Raw genomic sequence first — 18,784 nt, forward strand, 5'->3', positions numbered from 1 at the left:
GCTGTTCACCGGCCCTGACGAGCATAGACCGCGCCATCCCGGCATAAATTCCCCGCTGGGCGGCCTGCTGCCGTGGCGATCAGGGTGGCGCAGCATGCCGGTTTACGCGGCGTTGGAGAACGGGGTGGCGGTGAAAAATCCACCGAGAGGGCGACGCTGCTCAGCGCCGGCTACCGCGATAGGCCCCCGGCGGTAGCCCGGTCCACTGTTTGAACGCACGCTGGAAGGCGCTGGGTTCCGAGTAGCCCAGGCGTTCCGCCAGCTCGGCGACACTCACCGAACCGCGGGCGAGCAGGGTGCAGGCCAGGTCGCGGCGCAATTCGTCGCGCACGCCAAGGAAGGTCACGCCCAGGGCGGCCAGGCGGCGGGCCAGGGTCTGGCGGGAAATGCCCAGGGCCTTGGCCGCCTGGATTTCCGATAGCCCGGCAAAGGGTTCGGCGGCGCACAGCAGCCCGCGCAAGTGGGCTTCGAAACTGGCCGATGGTCCGGGGGCGATCACCGCCGGCAGCAGCTGGCGAGCGAAGCGCGCAACCTCCGCCGGCCGGCGCATCAGCGGCGCTTGCAGATTCGCCGCGGGCAGCTCCAGCCATGCGCCCGCGCCAAAGGCGGGTTGGCGCCCGAACAGAAAACGCGTTTGCGCGGTGAAGCCGGTGAGCTGTTGCGGCAGGACGATCCGCCGCAGCGGCAGGGTTTCGTCGGCGAGCCAGCTGCCGGTATGCCAGAGCGACAACAGCAGCATATGTGGCCACAGCACCGAGTCGGTCTGGGCCCCGGGCCGGGGCGTCAGCCGCAGGCGGGCGATCTTGCCTTCGGTTTCCAGGCGCCAGGGCGCTGAATCATCGAACAACTTGTAGAAGCGCGCGGCTTCGTCGAAGGCATCGGCCAGGGTCGGCAGGTGCACCAGCAAGCGCAGCAGTTGCTCGAAGCTGCCCAGGGGCACGGGGCGGGCGAAAAAACCGAAGGCTTCGTCGGCGCCGAGGCCAACGCTCAGGCGGCTCAAGGCGCGGTAGTTGAGTGGCGCGACACGATAGCCGTCGCGCAGGGCTTCTATCGGCAAGTCGCAGCGCTCCAGCAGGGCAGCCCGAGCGTTGGCATCGAGGCGCAGCTGGCCCAGCATCTCGCGCACAAAACGCGCGGGAATGGTCGGGGCGACGATCCAGTGCGGGTAGGGGCGGGTCATGTCAGTTGAGGCAAAGCGTCATTGGCGGTCGCTCCGGCGTCCTGCAGATTGATGCGACCTACTCCCAAGGAGCCAGTCGATGACAACAACAACCTTGCCCGAGCGGCACGACTACATGAGCAACGGATGCGCCAGGACCTATAGGTCGACCGCTGGTACCCAGCCCGCCGTGCCCGCTGCGCAGCTCGATGAACTGATGGGCCAGCTGCAGCGCGACGGCTTCGTGGTGCTCGAACGGCTGTTCGATGACCAGCAGGTTAGCCGCATGCGCGAGGACCTGCTCGGCCGTTTTGCCCATACCGGGCGCAACTCGTTCGAGGGCGCCCGCACCCAGCGGCTGTATGCGGTGATTGCGAAAACCCGGGTCTGCGATGCGCTGGTGGAGCACCCGCTGATCCTCGGCCTGCTGGACCGGCTCCTGGCGCCCAACTACCTGCTGTCGCAGCTGCAGGCGATCAATATCCTGCCGGGCGAGTGCGCCCAGCACCTGCATTACGACGACGCCTTTTACCCCATGGCGCGCCCGCGGCCGCCCTATGGCGCGGCGACGATCATGGCCCTGGACGACTTCACCCATGACAACGGTGCCACGGTGGTGATTCCCGGCAGCCATCTGTGGGACGGGCGCCTGCCCACCGCCGTCGAACAGGCGTCCGTTATGCCGGTGATCATGCCCAAAGGCTCGGTGGTGTTTTTCCTCGGCACCCTCTGGCACGGCGGCGGCGCCAACCACAGCGGCGCGCCACGCCTGGCGCTGACCGCGCAATACTGTGAGCCCTGGGCGCGCCAGCAGGAGAACTTCATCCTGTCGACCCCGCGCCAGGTCGCCCGGCAATGCAGCGAACATATCCAGCGCATGCTGGGGTACTCGATCCACGCGCCGTTCATGGGCATGGTCAATGGCATGCACCCCAAGCGCATGCTCGAAGAACCGGAGGGGCACTGAGCACAGGCTGGCCATGAGGAGGCTTCATCGCAAAGGGGAGGCCTAGACCCCGAAAGGAAAGGTGTCTTCTTCATGGCTGTGGCCGGCGACCACCGGCAATGGCGTGAGGGCGCTTGTGGCTTCGAACCAGACCAACGCATCGAACTGCTCGCCTAGGTCCGCTTGAAAATAGTGACTCTGGCGCTCCGTCGCGGGACGGTAGATGACACCGATCGCCCGTTCCAGCAGCAGCTCGGACAGCGCCTGGCGCAGGTCTTCGCGCTCGGGGGCGCGCCAGTCGGTCAGCGAGACGGGGATGCCCGCCTGGAGAAACTCCTGCTCCCAGCTGTCGGCAAGGGAAGGCCGCACATCCTTGATCCCCATGTCGCCGTCCCAGTCATCGGCGGCCACGACCTGGCCGCGGTCGGTGCTCATGCCGATCAGCACGGCATTGTCGCCATAGGCCATGCGGCACAACTGGCCGATGTTGAACTCGCCGCGCCAGCCCATGTAGGTGGCCGCGGCGTTGCCGATGTGCGAGTTATGCGCCCAGACCACGGCCCTGGCGTTGGCACCGCGATGGGCGAGCAAAGCCTGCAGGGTGTCGAACATGTGCTTGTCTCGCAGGTTCCAGGAGGCTGTCGAGCTTCTGAACATGGCCCGGTAGTACTGCTCGGCGGAACGTATGACCCGCGCATTCTGCGTGGCGCTGAACTGCGCTTCAGGGTTCGCCGCAAGGCGTTCGTTCAGCAAGGTGTTCAACTGCTGCACCACCGCTTCTTCGCAGGACGCCTCGTGGCCGCGCTCGACAGAATGCCCATACAGCGCCGGGTCGTCCTGCCAGGGTGTCAGGCAGCCATAACGCCGGCGCGCTTCACGCGCCAGCTGGGGGGCGGTGCTATCGAGATAGGCCAGTACTTCGCCGATGGAATTGCGCAAGCTATAGACATCGAGCCCGCGAAACTCGATGCGCCGATCCGCGGGCAGGGACCGGTTGTAGTGGTGCAGCCAACGGGTGAAGTCGCGCACCTCGACGTTGCGCCACATCCAACTCGGAAAGCGGCTGAATGCCTGCTCCCTTGCGGTCGACGGGCCCAGATCGCGCACGCGCCGGTCGATCTGCCCGGCGTCGGGCCAGTCGGCCTCGATAGCGACGATCGTGAAGCCGTGGTGGGTGATCAGGCGTTGGGTGATGGCGGCACGGGCTCGATAGAACTCACGGGTGCCGTGACTGGCTTCGCCGATCAACACCACCCTGGCGTCCGCATAACGGTCGAACAGCGCGCCGAAAGCCGCGGACTCGAGTGGGGGCAGGGGTTCGGCGTATCGGCGCAGCAGGGCCTGGAGCCTACTGACAGGCTCCTTGCCACGCCCGGAGATCTCCTGCCGGCCTTTGCGTGGGGTCATGGCGCAGCCTCCTTCCAGGTAGAGGATCTGAATTGCCAGGGTCGATACAGAGCAGACGTCGCCGCGGGCGGGGTGTTCCCGCTTGGGGACCGAAGGTCGGCCCGTCAGCGCCTGGAGGCCGCCAGTCCACCGGTAAACACCGGCCGTGGCCGCTCGGCCACAGCCGTCTGGGCCAGGATATCAATGGGCCTTGGCCACGCCCTGCAGCACAGTGCTGTTGGCCTCACTGTCGTGGGCCTTGACGATATTGCCCAGGGACACCACGCCCACCAGGCGTTTCTGCCGATTGACCACCGGCAGGCGCCGCAGCTGGATATCGGCCATGTTGCGGGCCACTTCGTCGACCTCCTGGTCGTCGAAGCAATAACGGATGTCGTTGCTCATCACGCTGCTGATCGGCATATCGCAGCTTTCGCCCTTGGCCACGGCACGAATGACAATGTCGCGGTCGGTGATCATGCCGACCAGTCGATCCTCGCTGTTCACCAGGATGGCGCCGCTGTCGATGCTGGCCATCATGTTGGCGACTTCCCGCAGCGTCTGTTCGGGCCGTGCGGTCTGTACGTTACGGGTCATGACTTCAGAGATCTTCATCAGGGTTCTCCTCGAAAGGCCGGGCCGCTGTGGCCGGGCATGAGAGGCAAGGGCAGACGCCCTTGCGCGGGGTTCAGCAATGCTGTCGCTCGCAATGGCAGCAAGCATTAATTGGGAGTGTCGATATTTTTAAAAAGTTGAAATTTGTTCGACGGCGCACGACGAGTGGCTAGCCGTTTATGAGCGGGCCATCGAAGAAGCGCTGGCGCAAAGGGCCGCCGCGTCTCTGGACGATGGCGAAGCTATTTTGGAGGACCAGCTATTACCCGTCCGGGGCGTGGCTCATAAGCTGGGTTCGTGGACCAGAGGCCAATCGTTCAAGGCCTGGTCCGCGATTCTGAACCTGTAAGAGAAACCTACGAAATGAAAAGATTGCACAAGAAAATCGCCCTGGTCACCGGCTCGTCCAAGGGCATCGGCGCCGCCATTGCCAAGCAACTGGCCAAGGACGGCGCCACGGTGATCGTCAACTACAGCCGCGGTCGCGAGGAGGCCGACCGGGTGGTCGAAGAGATCCTGCAGGCGGGCGGCCGCGCCCATGCCGTCCAGGCGAATGTCGCCAATGCCCTGGAAGTGAAGGCGCTGTTCAAGGCCATCGTCCATGAGCACGGCCATCTGGATATCCTGGTGAACAACGCCGGCGTCTACTCCACCGCGGCCCTGGCGGAGATCGAAGAACAGGAGTTCCACCGCCAGTTCAACCTCAATGTCCTGGGCCTGATCCAGTGCACCCGCGAAGCGGTCGGCGTGTTCAATCCCGAGGGCGGCAGCATCGTCAATATCAGCTCCAGCGTCACCTCGTTCACCCCGGCCAACTCGACGGTCTACACCGCCTCCAAAGGCGCGGTGGACGCCATCACCCGGACCCTGGCCAACGAACTGGGGCCGAAGAACATCCGCGTCAACTCGGTCAACCCGGGGCTGGTGGTCACCGAAGGCGTGCATGCCAGCGGCTTCTTCGAAGACGCCTTCCGGCAGAAGATCGAAGCCATCACACCCCTGGGACGTATCGGCAAACCCGAAGACATCGCCCCCGCGGTGGCGTTCCTCGCGTCCAGTGACGCCGGATGGATCACCGGCGAGATCCTGGTGATCGGCGGCGGTCTGCACTAATCCTTGAGATCAGCCTTGAAGGCGGCCTTGACGTCAGCCTCGACGGCGGCCGCCTGCTCGCGCTGGTACTGGCGCGGCGAGTGCGACATGACCCGCTTGAAGGCGGTGCTGAAGGCGCTCTCCGATTCATATCCCAGGGAAAAGGCGATGGACGCCACCGAGTCGCCGGAGTTTCTCAGGCGATCGCCGGCCAGCAGCATGCGCCAGTGGGTCAAGTATTCCATTGGCGCGGCGCCGACTATCTGCTTGAAGCGCAGGGCAAAGGCCGAGCGCGACATGGCCGCCAGCCGCGCCAGTTCCTCGACTGTCCAGCGTCGTGCCGGGTTGGCGTGCAGGGCGCTCAGGGCGACGCTGAGGTTGCGGTCCGCCAGGCCGAAGAACCAGCCCATGCCCTCGCTGGCCAGGCTGTCAGGTTCCAGGACAGCCAGGTGAGCCCGCAGCACCTCGACCAGCATGATGTGCGCCAGGTGCTCGTTCATCAGCGAGCGGCCGGGGCGCTGTTGTTGCAGCTCGGCGGTAAAGCGCTCCAGCGCCCAGCGCAGGATCGACGCCTGGGGCGAGTTGCCCTGCACATGCACCAGCGAGGGCAGGGCGCTGAGCAGGAACTGGGTGGGGACGCCGCTGAAATCGAAGCGCCCGCCGACCAGCTGCACATCGTCGCCGCCGTAATCGAGGGTGATTTCGTCCGGGGCCGGGGTTTGAAAAAGCCCTTCGGAATCCATCGCCGGCAGCCCCAGGTCGCTGGACAAGGTAAAGGGCACGCCGCGGGTCATCAGGAAGCAGTCGCCTTGCTGGAGGCGTTGCGGCGTCGGCTCGCCACTGACCCTCACCCAGCAACTGCCCTTGACCACGGCCGTGAACTTGATGCCGGCCCGACTGGGAAAGTCGAAGGCCCAGTCGCCGCCCAACTTCAAGGCCGCCGAATGGTAGTTGCGGATTCTCAGCAGCGAAAGGACACCGGAGAGCGGATCCATGGGGGCACCTTTTTGGACGATTGGCAAAATTAAACCGACTTTAGCATGCCGATAGTCCTGGAATGGGGCTGCCAGGAGGAAATCCTCGGTCCTGGGTTGTCGCTGATCGTCATTGCCCGTGGCCCTCAAGGAACACGTCGCTGATCACCCCGAATACGGTGCTCTTCAGGGCATTATCCAGTTCCACCCAGGCCAGGCCGGTGGTCGCCTGGTAGTCCCCGAGTTCCAGGGGGCGGGCGACCACGTTGGCGGGTAACGCGCGCCCGGCGTGGGCGGGCAGCAAGCCAATGCCGAGCCCGGCGGACACCAGGGCGAGCATGGTGGTGAACTCGCCCAGTTCCGCGGCGACTTCCAGTTGCGCGCCCTGGCGATTCAGCTCTTGCATCAGTTGATCGTGAAAGCCTGGGGCGTAGCGCCTGGCCAGGATCAACACCGGCAGTCGCGCCAGCGCCGCCGGTTGCAGGGTTGCGCTCGAGGCCAACGGATGATCGTCGGGGAGCGCAACCATGAAACTCTCCCGCAGCACCTCCCGGGTCTGGATGCCAGGAATGATCGCCGGCAGGCGCATCAGGCCGAAATCCAGCTGGCCGTTTTTCAGCGCCGCGGCCTGGTCCGGCCCCGGCATGTCCTTGAGTTCCAGCTCGATGCGCGGGAAACGCTCATGCAGGGCGCGGATCAGCGCCGGCAGGAACTCTGGCAGTACCGAAGACACGAAGCCCAGGCGCACCCGGCCGATCTCCCCACGTCCCGAAGCCCTGGCCACGTCCATCGCATGGGCCGCCTGGTGCAGGGTCGCGCGGGCCTCGGGCAGGAAGATCGATCCGACCTCGGTCAGCGCCACGGCGTGGCGGTTGCGCTCGAACAGGCGCACGCCCAATTCCTCCTCCAGCAGCTTGATCTGCATGCTCAAGGCCGGCTGGACGATAGCCAGCCGTTGCGCCGCGCGGCCGAAATGCAGTTCCTGTGCCAGGGTCACGAACGAGCGCAGGTGTTTGATTTCCATCGACCGACTCCAGGGTTGAAAACGCTTCGAGATGGTAATCACGAAGATTGATTACCAGATCAGCAATGACGATTGGACAGTGCCCGCCAGCTGCGCTGAAGTGCCCGCAAGGCCCATTCCAAAAACAGCGGCCGTCTCGCGGAGGAAAGCATGTCATTCAATCCCGGTAGTTTCCAGCTGGATGGGAGAAGGGCCCTGATCACCGGTTCAGGCAAGGGCATTGGCCTGGAGCTGGCTCGGGGCCTGGGCGCCGCCGGTGCCAAGGTGGTGATCAACGATCGTAATAGGGACAAGGCCCAGGCCGTTGCCCGGCAGTTGCGCGACGAGGGCATCGGCGCGGAGATCGCGGTGTTCGACGTCACCGATCGCGCCGGGCTGTTCGAGGCCATCGACACCTTCGAGACGCGGGTCGGCGCTATCGACATCCTGGTGAACAACGCCGGCATCCAGCGACGCGCACCGCTGGAGGATTTCGCCGCCGACGACTGGCACGCCCTGATGCGGGTCAACCTGGACGGGGTGTTCCATGTGTCCCAGGCCGTGGCGCGGCACATGATCGGCCGGCGCCGCGGCAAGATCATCAACATCTGCTCGGTGCAGAGCCAACTGGCCCGGCCGAGCATCGCCCCCTACGCGGCGTCCAAGGGCGCGGTGAAGATGCTCACCCAAGGCATGTGCGCCGAATGGGCGCGCCATGGCATCCAGGCCAACGGCCTGGCCCCGGGCTATTTCGCGACCGAGATGAACCGGGCGCTGATCGACGATCAGGCGTTTTCCCAATGGCTGTGCAAACGCACGCCGGCGGGGCGCTGGGGGCGGGTCGAGGAGCTGTGCGGCAGCGCGGTGTTCCTGGCCTCGGCGGCCTCGGACTTCATCAATGGCCAGACAATCTTTGTCGACGGAGGACTGACCAGCGTCGTTTGAGCAGTACCCGTACCTGGAAAACAACAATAAACAGGAGACACCCATGAGCCATCTCGAAGAACCGGCACTGCCGCCGCACACCCGCAACCCGGCGGGACATCCGTCAACGACCGCCACGGCCTTCGCGCCCAAGCGCTGGCTATACCTGATCCCGCTGATCTTCGTCACCTACAGCCTGGCCTATCTGGACCGGGCCAACTATGGCTTCGCCAGCGCGGCGGGCATCGAGCAGGACCTGGGCATCAGCAAGAGCACCTCGTCACTGATCGGCGCCTTGTTCTTCCTTGGCTACTTTTTCTTCCAGGTGCCCGGCGCCATCTACGCGCAACGCTACAGCGTGCGCAAACTGGTGTTCTGCAGCCTGATCCTGTGGGGCTTGTGTGCGATGGCCACCGGCCTGGTGACCAATATCCCGATGCTGATGGTGATCAGGGTGTCGCTGGGCATAGTCGAAGCCGCGGTGATGCCGGCGATGCTGATCTTCATCAGCAACTGGTTCACCCGCCAGGAGCGCTCGCGGGCCAATACCTTCCTGGTGCTGGGCAACCCGATCACGGTGCTGTGGATGTCGGTGGTCTCGGGCTATCTGATTCAGGCCTGGGGCTGGCGCGAGATGTTTGTCATCGAAGGCGCGCCGGCGGTGCTGTGGGCGTTTGTCTGGTGGCGCCTGGCGCGGGACAAGCCCGAGCAGGTCGACTGGCTGAGCCGGCAGGAAAAAAACCGCTTGGCCGCCACCCTTGCCGAGGAACAGCAGGGCCTCAAGGCGGTGCGCAACTATCGCCAGGCCTTCACCAGCCCGGTGGTGATCCAGCTCTGTGCCGTGCATGCCTTATGGAGCATCGGCGTCTACGGTTTCATCATGTGGCTGCCGACCATCATCAAGCAGGCGGCTGCCACGGATATCGTCACGGTCGGCTGGCTGAGCGCGGTGCCTTATGTGGCTGCCGTCGCCGCCATGCTCGTGGTGTCCTGGGCATCGGACCGCTCCGGGCGGCGCCAATCGCTGGTCTGGCCGCTGCTCGGGTTGGGCGCGCTGGCGTTCTTCTGCTCGTACTTGCTGGGGCCTTCGCACTTCTGGCTGTCGTTCGCCTTGCTGACCGTCGCCGGCGCCGCGCTCTACGCACCCTATGGACCGTTTTTCGCGCTGATCCCGGAAGTGCTTCCGGCCAATGTGTTCGGCGGGGCGATTGGCCTGATCAACGCCTGCGGCGCACTGGGCGCCTTCGTCGGTTCGTGGATCGTCGGCTACCTGATCGGTCTCACCGGCAATCCCGGGGCGGCCTATGTGTTCATGACCCTCGGCGTGCTGTCTTCGGCGCTGCTGATGGCGGTAGTGAAGGTCAGGCGTTGAAGGCTCGCGGGTATGCGGGCGCGGGCCGGACTCACTACCCGTGCCGGTGGTTGCCGGGCAGGCGCGCGCCGCTGCCGGCCAGCGCGTCCGGGACGACTCAGCGAGCGGCAAAACGAGTACGGCGAGCCAATGCGAACAGGCCCAGGCCAATGACCAGGAACAGCCCCAGCGCGACGTTGCTGGCGGTGACGATGCCGCAGGCGTCCACCAGCAGCCCCAAGGGCACGGGGGTGGCGTTGAACAGGTAGACGGTGGCGTAGAAATAGGCAATCAATTTGCCGTGGCTGTGCCGGGGCGCTAGCTGGTTGACCAGGCGGGCATTGCCGACGAACAGCGCGCCATAGGCATAACCGCCGATCGCCAACCCCGGCAGGGCGAGGTACAGGGCCTGGCTGTAGCAGGCCAGGAGCAGGATCAGCAGCGTCAGGCATTGGCACAACCAGCCGCTGAGCAGTGCCTGGCGGGCGTCCAGGCGCTGGCAGTAGAGCTGGCTCATGCCGGCGATCAGCAAGTAGGCGCAGATCACATAACCAAAGACCCCGCGGTCCTCCAGGCCAAACACCTGCTGCGCCACCTGGGGGCCGATCACGAACACGCAGGCGGCGAACGACCAGCTGAAAAACACGCTCCAGGCGCAGAGGTGAAAGGGCAGGCCGATGCCACGCAAGGCTTGTCTGAGGCTGGCCGGGCGGGTGTTTTCCGGAGTGGGCGCCGCCGCATCGCTGGCCGCCCGGGATGGCCAGAGGATCAGGGTCGCGACCGCCGACGCCAGTCCGAGCGCGGCGATCAGCCAGAAGGGCGAGGCCAGGGGACGCAGCTCCAACTGCAACGCCGCGCCGCTGACCAGCGGCCCCAGGGCCAGGCCCGAGACCATCGCCAGGGTCGCCACCAGGGCCGGCAACTTGTCGTTGTGCCCCGGGTTGAAACGCACCAGCGCCACATTCACCGCCGCGGTCATCACCCCCGAGCCGAGGCCGGCCAGCAACCGCGCCGCGCACAGCGGGCCCAGGGACGTGCCATGGGCAAAGGCCGCGGCACCGACCAGCACCAGCAGGCTGGCGGGGACGAACAGACGGCGCAGGTCGCTGACACTGCCGGCGATCCGCGCCATGGCCACCAGGGCGATCAGCACACCGATGCCATAGGCGCCGAAAATCAGCGTCAGGTCCAGCGCGCTCAGGTCGAACTGCTCTTTGTAGAAGGGGTAGAGCGGGGTCGGAGCACTGCTGTTCATCAGGGGCACCATCAAGGACAGCGCCAGGCAAAACAAAAAGCAGCTCGAACGCCGTCCACCGGCAAGCGTGGGTGCGGGCATAAGGTATCGGGTCCGTTGGGGATCGAGGTGAGCGTCAGGGCGCCGGTTCAGGGCTGACAGGCGGCGGCGAACCGGCCAGCCAATGATATCGAGCAGGCTGGCCGGCACCATGCGCGAAACCCCGGAGTTTGTTGGCCGGCGTCCAGGGCTGGGGCTGGTGTGAGGACCGGGAGTGGCTTAACGAGCGCAGCGCTGGCGAATCACCTGCGCCGCTTCGTCCGCGAGGATCTGGTAGAGCACCGGGGAGGGGTGGAAGCCGTCGCCGGCCATCAGGTTGGCGGCCGGCTGGAAGCGGGTCGCCAGTAATGTGCAGTGCTCCAGGCCGGCCAGCAGTTCGACCAGCAGGCTGTTGAAGCGCCGGGCCCTGAGGCCCAGGTACCAGCGCAGCGGCTGGGGCAGGGCGGGGAACAGGTGCATGGGCGGTACGGGCAGGAAGACAATGTGCCTGGCCGCGAACCGGTCGCTCAAGAGCTCGATCAGGCGTGAGATCCGCGCCTGCCATTCGGCCGCGGCGATGGTGCTGGTGACGTCGTTGACGCCGATGGACACCAGGGCCACATCGAAGGGCTCGGCCGGGCCGTCCGCCAACAGCTGGAACAACTGCCGAGAGTCCAGCCCGGACTGTGCCCGTAGTTGCCATGACAGCTGGAAGTCGCCGGCCAATCCGGCCACCAGCCGGCCGGCCATCGCCTCGTCCTGGGTGCCGGCGCCGACACCCGCCGCCGCGGAATCGCCGAGGATCAACAGGCGCAGGGCCGGCCCGTTGGCGTCGGCGTGCCCGCCTTGGCGCGGGCCTTCGGCCTCCGGCAATCTGGGGGTGACCCAGCGGGTGTAAATCCCCTGGGCGAGTAACAGCGGCCCGAGGGCCACCTTGGCGAACACATCAGTCATGGGCAGCTACGCTCGCGGTAAAAAGGGCGACGCCTGGGGCAGGAACCCGGCGTCGCGTCGAAGCCCGGCGCCGGCGGCATTACCTCTGCCGCGGGGTACCTCAGAAGGCATATTGCACACGAGTGTAGTAGTAACCGCCGGTGAAGCCGAAGGGCGAATAGCTGCCCCAGTTGTCGCCGAACGACGAGTTGCTCACGCCGATATGGTCGGGGTACTTGTCGAACAGGTTCTGCGCGCCCACCGCCACCGTCAGTTGCTTGTCGAAGGCATAGGCCACGTCCAGGTCGGTGATCCACTTGGCCGAGTATTCGCGGTCCAGGTCCGGGTTGCTCGAACTGTTGACCTCGGTATAGGTGCCGTAGCGGGTCAGCCGCAGGTTGATGTCGAAGTCGCGGATCGCCCAGTCGGCGGAGAAAATCATCTTGCTGCTGGGGGAGGTCTTGGTGAGCAGCGCCCGCGACTGGCGCCCGAGCAGCTGGAAGTTGCTGCCCAGGGCGCTCAGTTGCGCGGGGGTGTCGCTGACGCTGAGGATTTGCGTGTGGTTGTAGTTCAGCGCCGCGGTCCATTTCACCGAGCCGTAACTGGCCAGGTTCTGCCGGTAATTGCCCACCACATCGACCCCGGAGGTGCGGGTGTTGGCGCCGTTGGTGAAGTACTGCGCGCCGGCGGTGGCGGGCACGCCGATGCTGTCGAGCAGGGCGGCCACGCCCGGGCCCTGGAAGCGTTCGCTGAGCACCAGGCGGTCGCGCAGGTTGATCACGTAGCCATCCACGGTCAGGCTCAGGTCTTCGCTGGGGGTCAGGGCAAACCCCAGGCTGAAGTTGGTCGAGCGCTCCGGCTTCAGGGACTGCGCCCCCAGCGCCTGGGCGCCGGCCGAATCCACCGGCAGGATCACGTAGTTGTAGGACTGGTAGACGCCATTGATGGTGTCAAAGCCGGTCGAGCGCGCGGTGAAGATCTGGTTGGCCAGGGACGGCGCGCGAAAGCCGTTGCTGATGGTGCCGCGCAGCGCAAACACCGGGTTGAACTCATAGCGGGTGCTGAGCTTGCCGCTGCGGGTGGCGCCCACGCCTTCGTTGTAATGCTCGTAGCGCGCGGCGAGACCCACATACCACTGCTCCACGGGGTAGAAACCCAGGTCGATGTAGCTGGCGACGCTGTTGCGGCTGATCTTCTGCTCATCCTCGGGGCTGATGCCATTGGTCACCTGGGCCCCCGGGTCGGGGCGTTGCCCGGCGCGCGGGTGGCCGGCGGGAAACACATAGCCGCCATCGATATAGGAGGCTTCGGAGCCGGCGCGGGTCTCGTAGCTTTCGCGCCGGTGCTCGAAGCCGAAGGCCACGTCCAGCGGCTTGGCCAGGCCGATCTCGTAGCTGTGCTTCAGGTCCAGGTTGCTGGTCAGCTGGTCGGCGATGTAGATGCCGGAGGTGAATTTGTTCGGGGTGTTTTCCCCCAGGGACGGGTTCTGGTTGTCGTAGGTGCGCTGCTTGGCGTAGTTGCGCCCGTAGGTGCTGCTCAGGTCCCAGGCCCAGCCGCCGAAGTTCTCGCCCTTGGCGCCGAACGCCGACTGGAAGTCGGTTTCGTTGACCAGCCAATAAGGGCTGTAGCCGTTGGGGTAGCCATTGGGGCCGGTGGTGATGGTGTTGCGGCCGTTGGGCAGGCGGAAGTTCTGCCCGTCGTTGTTCTCCCGGGTCGCCAGGGTGGAGAACGAATACAGGGTGACGGCGTCGTTCAGCGGCAGGTCGAGGTTGTAGCCGACATCGGCCAGCTGGCTGCGGGGCAGGCCGTAGCCCTTGTAGGTGTGGTGGCTGGCGTCGGCCTCGCGCGGGTCGGGCGAGCCGTCGGCCAGCGGGTAGTAATGGCTGCTGTAGCCGTTGCTGCCGGCCTTGTTGTCGCGCTCCTGGTAACGGGTGTCCAGCGAGACATTCAGCACCCCGGCCTCGCCGACCTGGAAGCCGTAGTTGAGCGCCTCCTGGGCGGTGCCGCGCTTGCCGTCGTAGCCCTGGCCGAGGGTGGTGTCGGAGCTGCCGCCGGTGGTCTGCTTGAGGATGATATTGATCACCCCGGAAATCGCGTCCGAGCCGTACTGCGCCGCCGCGCCGTCACGCAGAACCTCGATATGGTCGATGGACGCCACCGGGATCAGGTCGAGGTCGCTGGGCGCCGCGCCGCTGTTGATGCCGTTGATGTTCAAGGTGGCGCTGGTGTGCCGGCGCTTGCCGTTGACCAGCACCAGCACATGGGAGGCGGTGAGCCCGCGCAGGGTGGCCGAGCGCACCACGCCGCTGGCGTCCCAGCCGGCGCGGTCGGGCAGATTGAAGGACGGGATGAACTTGCTCAGCGCTTCCAGCAGGCTGGGTTTGCCCACCGCGCGCAGTTGTTCGCCGGTGACCACGTCGATCGGCGTCGGGCTGGTGGTCACGGTACGTTCGGCGGTGCCACGGTTGCCCGTGACCACCACCGTATCGAGGGTCGGCGAGGCACCTTCGGCGGCCTCCAGGTTGGATGAAGCCAGGCCGCAGGCAATCGACAGCGGCAGCAACAACGGGCGATAGACCGCTGCAGTACGTCGGGCAGTTGAGCGCTTGAGCATGAGAGGGGGCTCCTGAATATCGGCTAGGTCCGGGTCACTTCTTGCGAGCAGCGACGGCTTCGATTTCCACCAGGCCGCCGGGCAGCGGCAGGGCGACCACTTGCACCGCGGTGCGCGCCGGCTTGTGCGGCTGCTCGGCGCTGCCGAAGAACGGCGTATAGCCTTGCTGCAACCCGGCGAAATCCAGCTTGCCGCCCTTGGCCGGGTCGCCCACCAGGAACACCCGCAACTGGATCACGTCCCCCAGGTCCAGGCCCTGGCTGTGCAGCACGCCCTTGAGCTTGTTGAGGATCGAGGTGGTCTGGGTCGCGGTGTCGCCGTAGGCGGCAAAGGAGTCCTTCGGCGCTTGCGGGTCGTGCAGATCAGCGAGCAGGCCGCTGACGAACAGCAGCTCGGTCTGCGCCGGCACCGCCACCGCCAGGGAAATCGGAAAGTTGGAATTGGGCAGGGCGATGCGCCTGATTTCGTCGGCGTGGCTGGCGAATGCGGTGGCGGTCATGAGCAGTCCTGCAATCAGAGTGGTGGTTTTCATCGGTCGGTCCTTCTGTCTTGGGGGAAATCAGTGGGGAAAATCAGGCGGCCACGCCCGGTTGCTGGCGTTCGGCATGGCGGCCAATCAGGCTGACGATGCGCCGCGCCGAATCGGCGGCGCTGTTCTGCCAGATGCCGACGCCGCCATGGGCCAGGGCGTCGCTGGCCAGGTAGGTGCGGCCCTGGGGCTGGTTGAGGATGTGATAGGCCTGCCCGCCAACCTCGTCGTTGACGATCCACGGGCCTTTGCTGAAGGGCACCTTGGACCAGTTGATGGCCACCGGTTTTTGCAGCTTGGCGCTGTGCCCGGGGTGCAGCAGTTCGACGGCTTGGCGCGAGGAGGTGAACTGCTCGGCGAGGGATTTCTGGCTGAAGGCCTGGGCCGCCGCGCTGGTGTTGTAGGCGGCGATGAGGATGCCCTGGGCACTGTTCAGCCGGTCGCTGGGGTACCACAGGCCTTTGACTTCATGGTCCAGGTAGGACAGCCCGCCGAAGATGTTGAAGTCGGTTTCCCAGAAACGCGGCGACTGCCAAGCCACCTTGTTCGCCTGGTCGCTCTGGGCGCTGAGGATCGCCTGCTTGAACGGCGTGCTGAAATTGCTCGGCAGCTTGGCCAGCAGCGGCAGCGGTACCGTGACGATGGCGTAGTCGGCGCTCAGGGTCTGGCTCTTGCCGGTCTGGCGGTCCTTGTAGGTGACGCGGCTGCCTTGCTCGGAAGTCTGGATGTCGCTGACCTCGGCGTGGAAGCGCACCGCGTCCTTGAGCTTGTCGTAGAACGCCAGGGGAATGCGGTCCATGCCGCCCACCGGCTGGAACATGGTCGAGGAAAACTCGGGGATTTCATCGAACACCAGCGCGCCCCAGAGCTTGGGATTGAGCAGGGTCTGCAATTCCAGCGGCGCCCGGGTGATACCGGTCTGGTCGCCGGCGCCGGGCAGGCGGGTGTAGCCCGAACGCACCGAGCCCTGGTATTTGAAGTCGGCGTTGAGGTCGCCATAGACCTTGAGGAAACTCAGCAGCGCCTGGCGGTCGTCGGCGCTGAGGTCCTGGTCCAGGGCCTTGCGGCTGACACTGCGTGCCAGCAGTTCGGACAGCTGGCCACGGCTGTCGTTGACCGCCTGGCGCAGCTGGAACGCCGGCTGCCGGGCGTCGGGCAAGGCCAGGGCGTTGCGGCTGCTGTTGACCAGCACTTGCAGCTCGACGCCCAGTTCGCGGCAATAGCCGAGAAGGGTCTGGTGATGACTGGGAATGCGCGCCGGACCGGCGTTGAAGAACTGCCCCTCATCGAAGTCCACGGTCTGGCTGACGCCGTCGTCGAACTCCACCTTGCTGCCGCGGCGCAGGGTCCAGTTGCGTCCACCGACCCGCTCGCGGGCCTCGAGAATGGTCACGCTGAAACCGGCCTTGCGCAGTTCATAGGCGCTGACCAGCCCGGAAATACCGGCGCCGACCACCACCACATGCTTGCCTTTGCCGCTGCTGCCCAGTTGCAGCGGGTCGAAACTCGCCGCCAGCGCCTTGGGTGCAAGCCCCAGGGCATCGAGGGCGCCGACGGCGGCGGAATAACCACCGACGGCGGCGATACGGGAAATCAGTTGCCTGCGGGTAAAAGCCATAAGGTACTCCTTGGCATGTTTGCCGATGAGGGGGTCAGAGGTCGTAGCGCACGGACAGCAACAGGGTTCGCGGGTCGTTGACCGAGTAATAACGGGCGCCGCTGGACGGCACGTAGCCCACCGATTGCGGATAGGCGCGGTCGAGCAGGTTTTTCACCGCCAGGGTGGTGGTCCAGTGGCCGTCGCCGGAGATGTAGCGGGTGTTGGCGTTCCAGAAGGTCTGTTGGGGGATTTCCTGGATGTCGTCGTTCAGCGCGTTGGCGTAGGACTTGGTCTGGAACTGCGCATCGGTGCCGGCCAGCCAGGTGCCGGGCAGGCCGGCGGGGATGGTGTAATTGAGGCCGAGGCTGGTGTTCCAGCGCGGCGAGAACACCAGCTGCTTGCCGTTGGCATCGACCCCGGCGCCGCTGGCGTTCTCGAAGTCGTCGTACTGGCTTTGCAGGTAGCCGAGGTTGAAGGTCAGCTGCAAGTCGTTGGTCAGGGCGCTGAGGGTTTCCAGCTCGACCCCGTAGGTGTGGGCCTGGCCGACGTTGGTGCGCAGGCTGACGCCCAGCGCCGGGTCGTAGGCGTTGGTCTGCAGGTCCTTGTAGTCGTTGTAGAACAGCGCCAGGTTGGCCCGCAGGCGGCGGTCGAAGAAGTCGCCCTTGAAGCCGGTTTCCCAGGTGGTCACGTCTTCCGGGGAAAACGCCTGCTCGGCGGCGGCCCGGGTCGGCGCGCGGTTGTCGTAGCCACCGGCCTTGAAGCCCTTGGCCACGTAGGCGTACTGGTTCAGGTACGGGGTCCAGGCGTATTCGAAGCCGAGTTTCGGGCTGGTGGACTGCCAGGACTTGCTCGAATCGGCGCTGAAGTTGCTGCCGGTGATCCGCCGATTGGTGTCGATGGCGTAGTTGTCGTACTCGAAGTTCTTGTGCTCGCGGGTAAAACGCAGCCCGGCGATCAGCGACAGCTGCGGGGTGATCCTGTAGCTGCCCTGGCCATAGAGCGCGTAGCTCTCGGTGTGGGTGGTGCTGTACTGGCCCTGGCCGATCACCCGGTTGCGCGCCACCGAGTAGGTGAGGTTGTCGCGCTCGGCGTCGAACTTCTCGCGGTACAGGTACAGGCCGGAGCTGAAGCTGAAGTCGTCGTAGTCGCCGTTGAGCTGGAATTCCTGGGTGGCGTAGTCCTGCTTGTAGAGGATCAGGTTGTTCTGGATCAGCGCCGCCTGGCCCGAGTTGTCGTAGTCCACCGGCTGATGGAAGGCCGAGTAGGCGGTCACCGACTTGAAGTTCAGGTGCTCGTCGATGGCGTAGATCGCCCGCAGCACCGAGCTGCCCTGGTCGAGGCGGTTCTTCGGATCGAGGCTGCTGTAGCTCTTGAACTTGTCGAAGCGGCCGTTGGCATCGAAGGGCGTGTAGCTGGTGGTGTCGCCCCGGTCGAAGGTGCCGGCCAGGGTCAGCTGCACATCCCAGGGCGAGTCGTCCGGCTTGTAGCGCAGCTTGCCGCGGTACGACTGGATATCGACGTTGTTCACGTCCTTGCCGCGGGTGGGGTTGGAGACGGTGCCGTCGCGGCTCAGGCGGATTGCCGAGAAACTGCCGAACAGGGCGTTGTCCACCAGCGGCCCGCTGATCAACAGGCGGCCGTTCTGGGCGTTGTAGTTGCCCGCGCCGAGTTCGAGGAAACCCCGGGTTTCCTGGGTCGGGTCGCGGGTGATCACGCGGATCGCCCCGGCGCTGCTGTTGCGTCCGTACAGGGTGCCCTGGGGACCGCGCAGCACCTCGACGCGCTCGACGTCGTTGAAATCGAGCATCGAGGAAATCGCCCGCGGGATGTACAGGTCGTCGGCGTAGACCGCCACGGCCGCTTCCTGGATCGGATCGGTCTCGCCGATGCCCCGGATGCCGTAGGTCTGCGCGCTGTAGGAGATCGACTGGCGGCTGAGGGTCAGGTTCGGCACCTGCCCGGAGAGGTCGCGGATGCTCTTGATCTGCTTGTCTTCCAGGGCTTTTTCATCGAACGCGGAGATCGCCAGCGGGGCCTTTTGCAGGTCCTCGGCATGGTGCTCGGCGGTGACGGTGACCACCGGCAGGGCAGCCTTGTCGGTGCTTTCTTCGGCGTGGGCCGGCAGCCCGGCCAGGTTCAGCGAGACGCCGGCGCTCAGGGAGACGGCCAGCGTCAGGCGGTGTGCGGTGAAGTGCTGCATGGTGAACCCCAGGTGTATAGGTTGGCGTTGTTATGTTTTTTTGGGCAAAGCTGCGCCGGGGCCATGGTTCGAAAGCCATGGCGGCGGGGGCTTGAGCCGGTTTCAGGTTCGGGTGGAGCTATTGACCGTGGAGTGGTGTCGGCCGGAAAAAATGCAGTTCCGTGGGCCTCCACCTGGTCGGGTGG

The 18,784-nt window shown here is 65.6% G+C and carries 15 protein-coding genes; 4 read left to right on the plus strand and 11 right to left on the minus strand.

The annotated features are described in order from the left end of the window. Positions 1-160: 160 nt before the first annotated feature. Complete coding sequence (locus J4D52_RS25800) at positions 161-1,180, minus strand: AraC family transcriptional regulator (protein ID WP_063430966.1); 1,020 nt, start codon at positions 1,178-1,180, stop codon at positions 161-163. A gap of 79 nt (positions 1,181-1,259) precedes the next feature. Here J4D52_RS25800 and J4D52_RS25805 point away from each other — a divergent pair, with 79 nt between their 5' ends. Beyond that, complete coding sequence (locus tag J4D52_RS25805; RefSeq protein WP_063430964.1) at positions 1,260-2,126, plus strand: phytanoyl-CoA dioxygenase family protein; 867 nt, start codon at positions 1,260-1,262, stop codon at positions 2,124-2,126. Positions 2,127-2,168: 42 nt separating this feature from the next. Here J4D52_RS25805 and J4D52_RS25810 read toward each other — a convergent pair whose 3' ends face one another. Continuing rightward, entirely contained in the window at positions 2,169-3,512 is a 1,344-nt protein-coding gene (locus J4D52_RS25810) for an erythromycin esterase family protein (protein WP_063430962.1), read from the minus strand. Positions 3,513-3,692: 180 nt separating this feature from the next. Next, on the minus strand, positions 3,693-4,106 hold the full coding sequence (locus tag J4D52_RS25815) for a CBS domain-containing protein (protein ID WP_063430959.1): 414 nt from the start codon (positions 4,104-4,106) through the stop codon (positions 3,693-3,695). A 363-nt stretch (positions 4,107-4,469) separates the two neighbouring features. On the opposite strand from J4D52_RS25815, the gene J4D52_RS25820 reads away from it, so the two are divergent. Further along, positions 4,470-5,219: an SDR family NAD(P)-dependent oxidoreductase gene (locus J4D52_RS25820; protein WP_063430957.1), complete on the plus strand. Its 750-nt coding sequence runs from the start codon at positions 4,470-4,472 to the stop codon at positions 5,217-5,219. Here the strand turns inward: J4D52_RS25820 and J4D52_RS25825 are convergent. Beyond that, positions 5,216-6,193, minus strand: a complete 978-nt coding sequence (locus tag J4D52_RS25825) for an AraC family transcriptional regulator (protein WP_063430955.1) — start codon at positions 6,191-6,193, stop codon at positions 5,216-5,218. The genes J4D52_RS25820 and J4D52_RS25825 overlap by 4 nt on opposite strands. A 109-nt stretch (positions 6,194-6,302) precedes the next feature. Further along, a complete protein-coding gene (locus J4D52_RS25830; RefSeq protein WP_102677898.1) occupies positions 6,303-7,196 on the minus strand; it encodes a LysR family transcriptional regulator in 894 nt (297 codons plus the stop codon). Positions 7,197-7,346: 150 nt separating this feature from the next. Here J4D52_RS25830 and J4D52_RS25835 point away from each other — a divergent pair, with 150 nt between their 5' ends. Both J4D52_RS25835 and J4D52_RS25840 read left to right on the plus strand, forming a co-directional pair. After that, the gene (locus J4D52_RS25835; RefSeq protein ID WP_009049100.1) at positions 7,347-8,120 is read left to right on the plus strand and encodes an SDR family NAD(P)-dependent oxidoreductase; all 774 of its coding nucleotides are present in this window, start codon (positions 7,347-7,349) and stop codon (positions 8,118-8,120) included. A 43-nt stretch (positions 8,121-8,163) separates the two neighbouring features. Further along, complete coding sequence (locus tag J4D52_RS25840; protein WP_063430951.1) at positions 8,164-9,471, plus strand: MFS transporter; 1,308 nt, start codon at positions 8,164-8,166, stop codon at positions 9,469-9,471. Positions 9,472-9,568: 97 nt separating this feature from the next. Here the strand turns inward: J4D52_RS25840 and J4D52_RS25845 are convergent, their stop codons facing one another. The 6 genes from J4D52_RS25845 to J4D52_RS25870 all read right to left on the minus strand — a co-directional run bounded on the left by J4D52_RS25845 (position 9,569) and on the right by J4D52_RS25870 (position 18,599). Beyond that, positions 9,569-10,786, minus strand: a complete 1,218-nt coding sequence (locus J4D52_RS25845) for an MFS transporter (protein ID WP_063431692.1) — start codon at positions 10,784-10,786, stop codon at positions 9,569-9,571. Positions 10,787-10,963: 177 nt separating this feature from the next. After that, positions 10,964-11,677: an SGNH/GDSL hydrolase family protein gene (locus J4D52_RS25850; protein ID WP_063430949.1), complete on the minus strand. Its 714-nt coding sequence runs from the start codon at positions 11,675-11,677 to the stop codon at positions 10,964-10,966. Between the two features lie 100 nt (positions 11,678-11,777). Then, positions 11,778-14,270 (minus strand): TonB-dependent siderophore receptor, encoded by a 2,493-nt coding sequence (locus tag J4D52_RS25855; protein WP_102677899.1) that lies wholly within the window; start codon positions 14,268-14,270, stop codon positions 11,778-11,780. A 34-nt stretch (positions 14,271-14,304) separates the two neighbouring features. After that, the gene (locus tag J4D52_RS25860) at positions 14,305-14,802 is read right to left on the minus strand and encodes a RidA family protein (RefSeq protein WP_102677900.1); all 498 of its coding nucleotides are present in this window, start codon (positions 14,800-14,802) and stop codon (positions 14,305-14,307) included. 40 nt (positions 14,803-14,842) lie between these two features. Continuing rightward, a complete protein-coding gene (locus J4D52_RS25865; RefSeq protein WP_102677901.1) occupies positions 14,843-16,417 on the minus strand; it encodes an FAD-dependent oxidoreductase in 1,575 nt (524 codons plus the stop codon). 34 nt (positions 16,418-16,451) lie between these two features. Continuing rightward, complete coding sequence (locus tag J4D52_RS25870; protein WP_102677902.1) at positions 16,452-18,599, minus strand: TonB-dependent receptor; 2,148 nt, start codon at positions 18,597-18,599, stop codon at positions 16,452-16,454. Positions 18,600-18,784 lie beyond the last annotated feature (185 nt).

It is taken from the genome of Pseudomonas sp. GW460-12-10-14-TSB1, assembly GCF_017349775.1.
Classification (GTDB): domain Bacteria; phylum Pseudomonadota; class Gammaproteobacteria; order Pseudomonadales; family Pseudomonadaceae; genus Aquipseudomonas; species Aquipseudomonas piscium.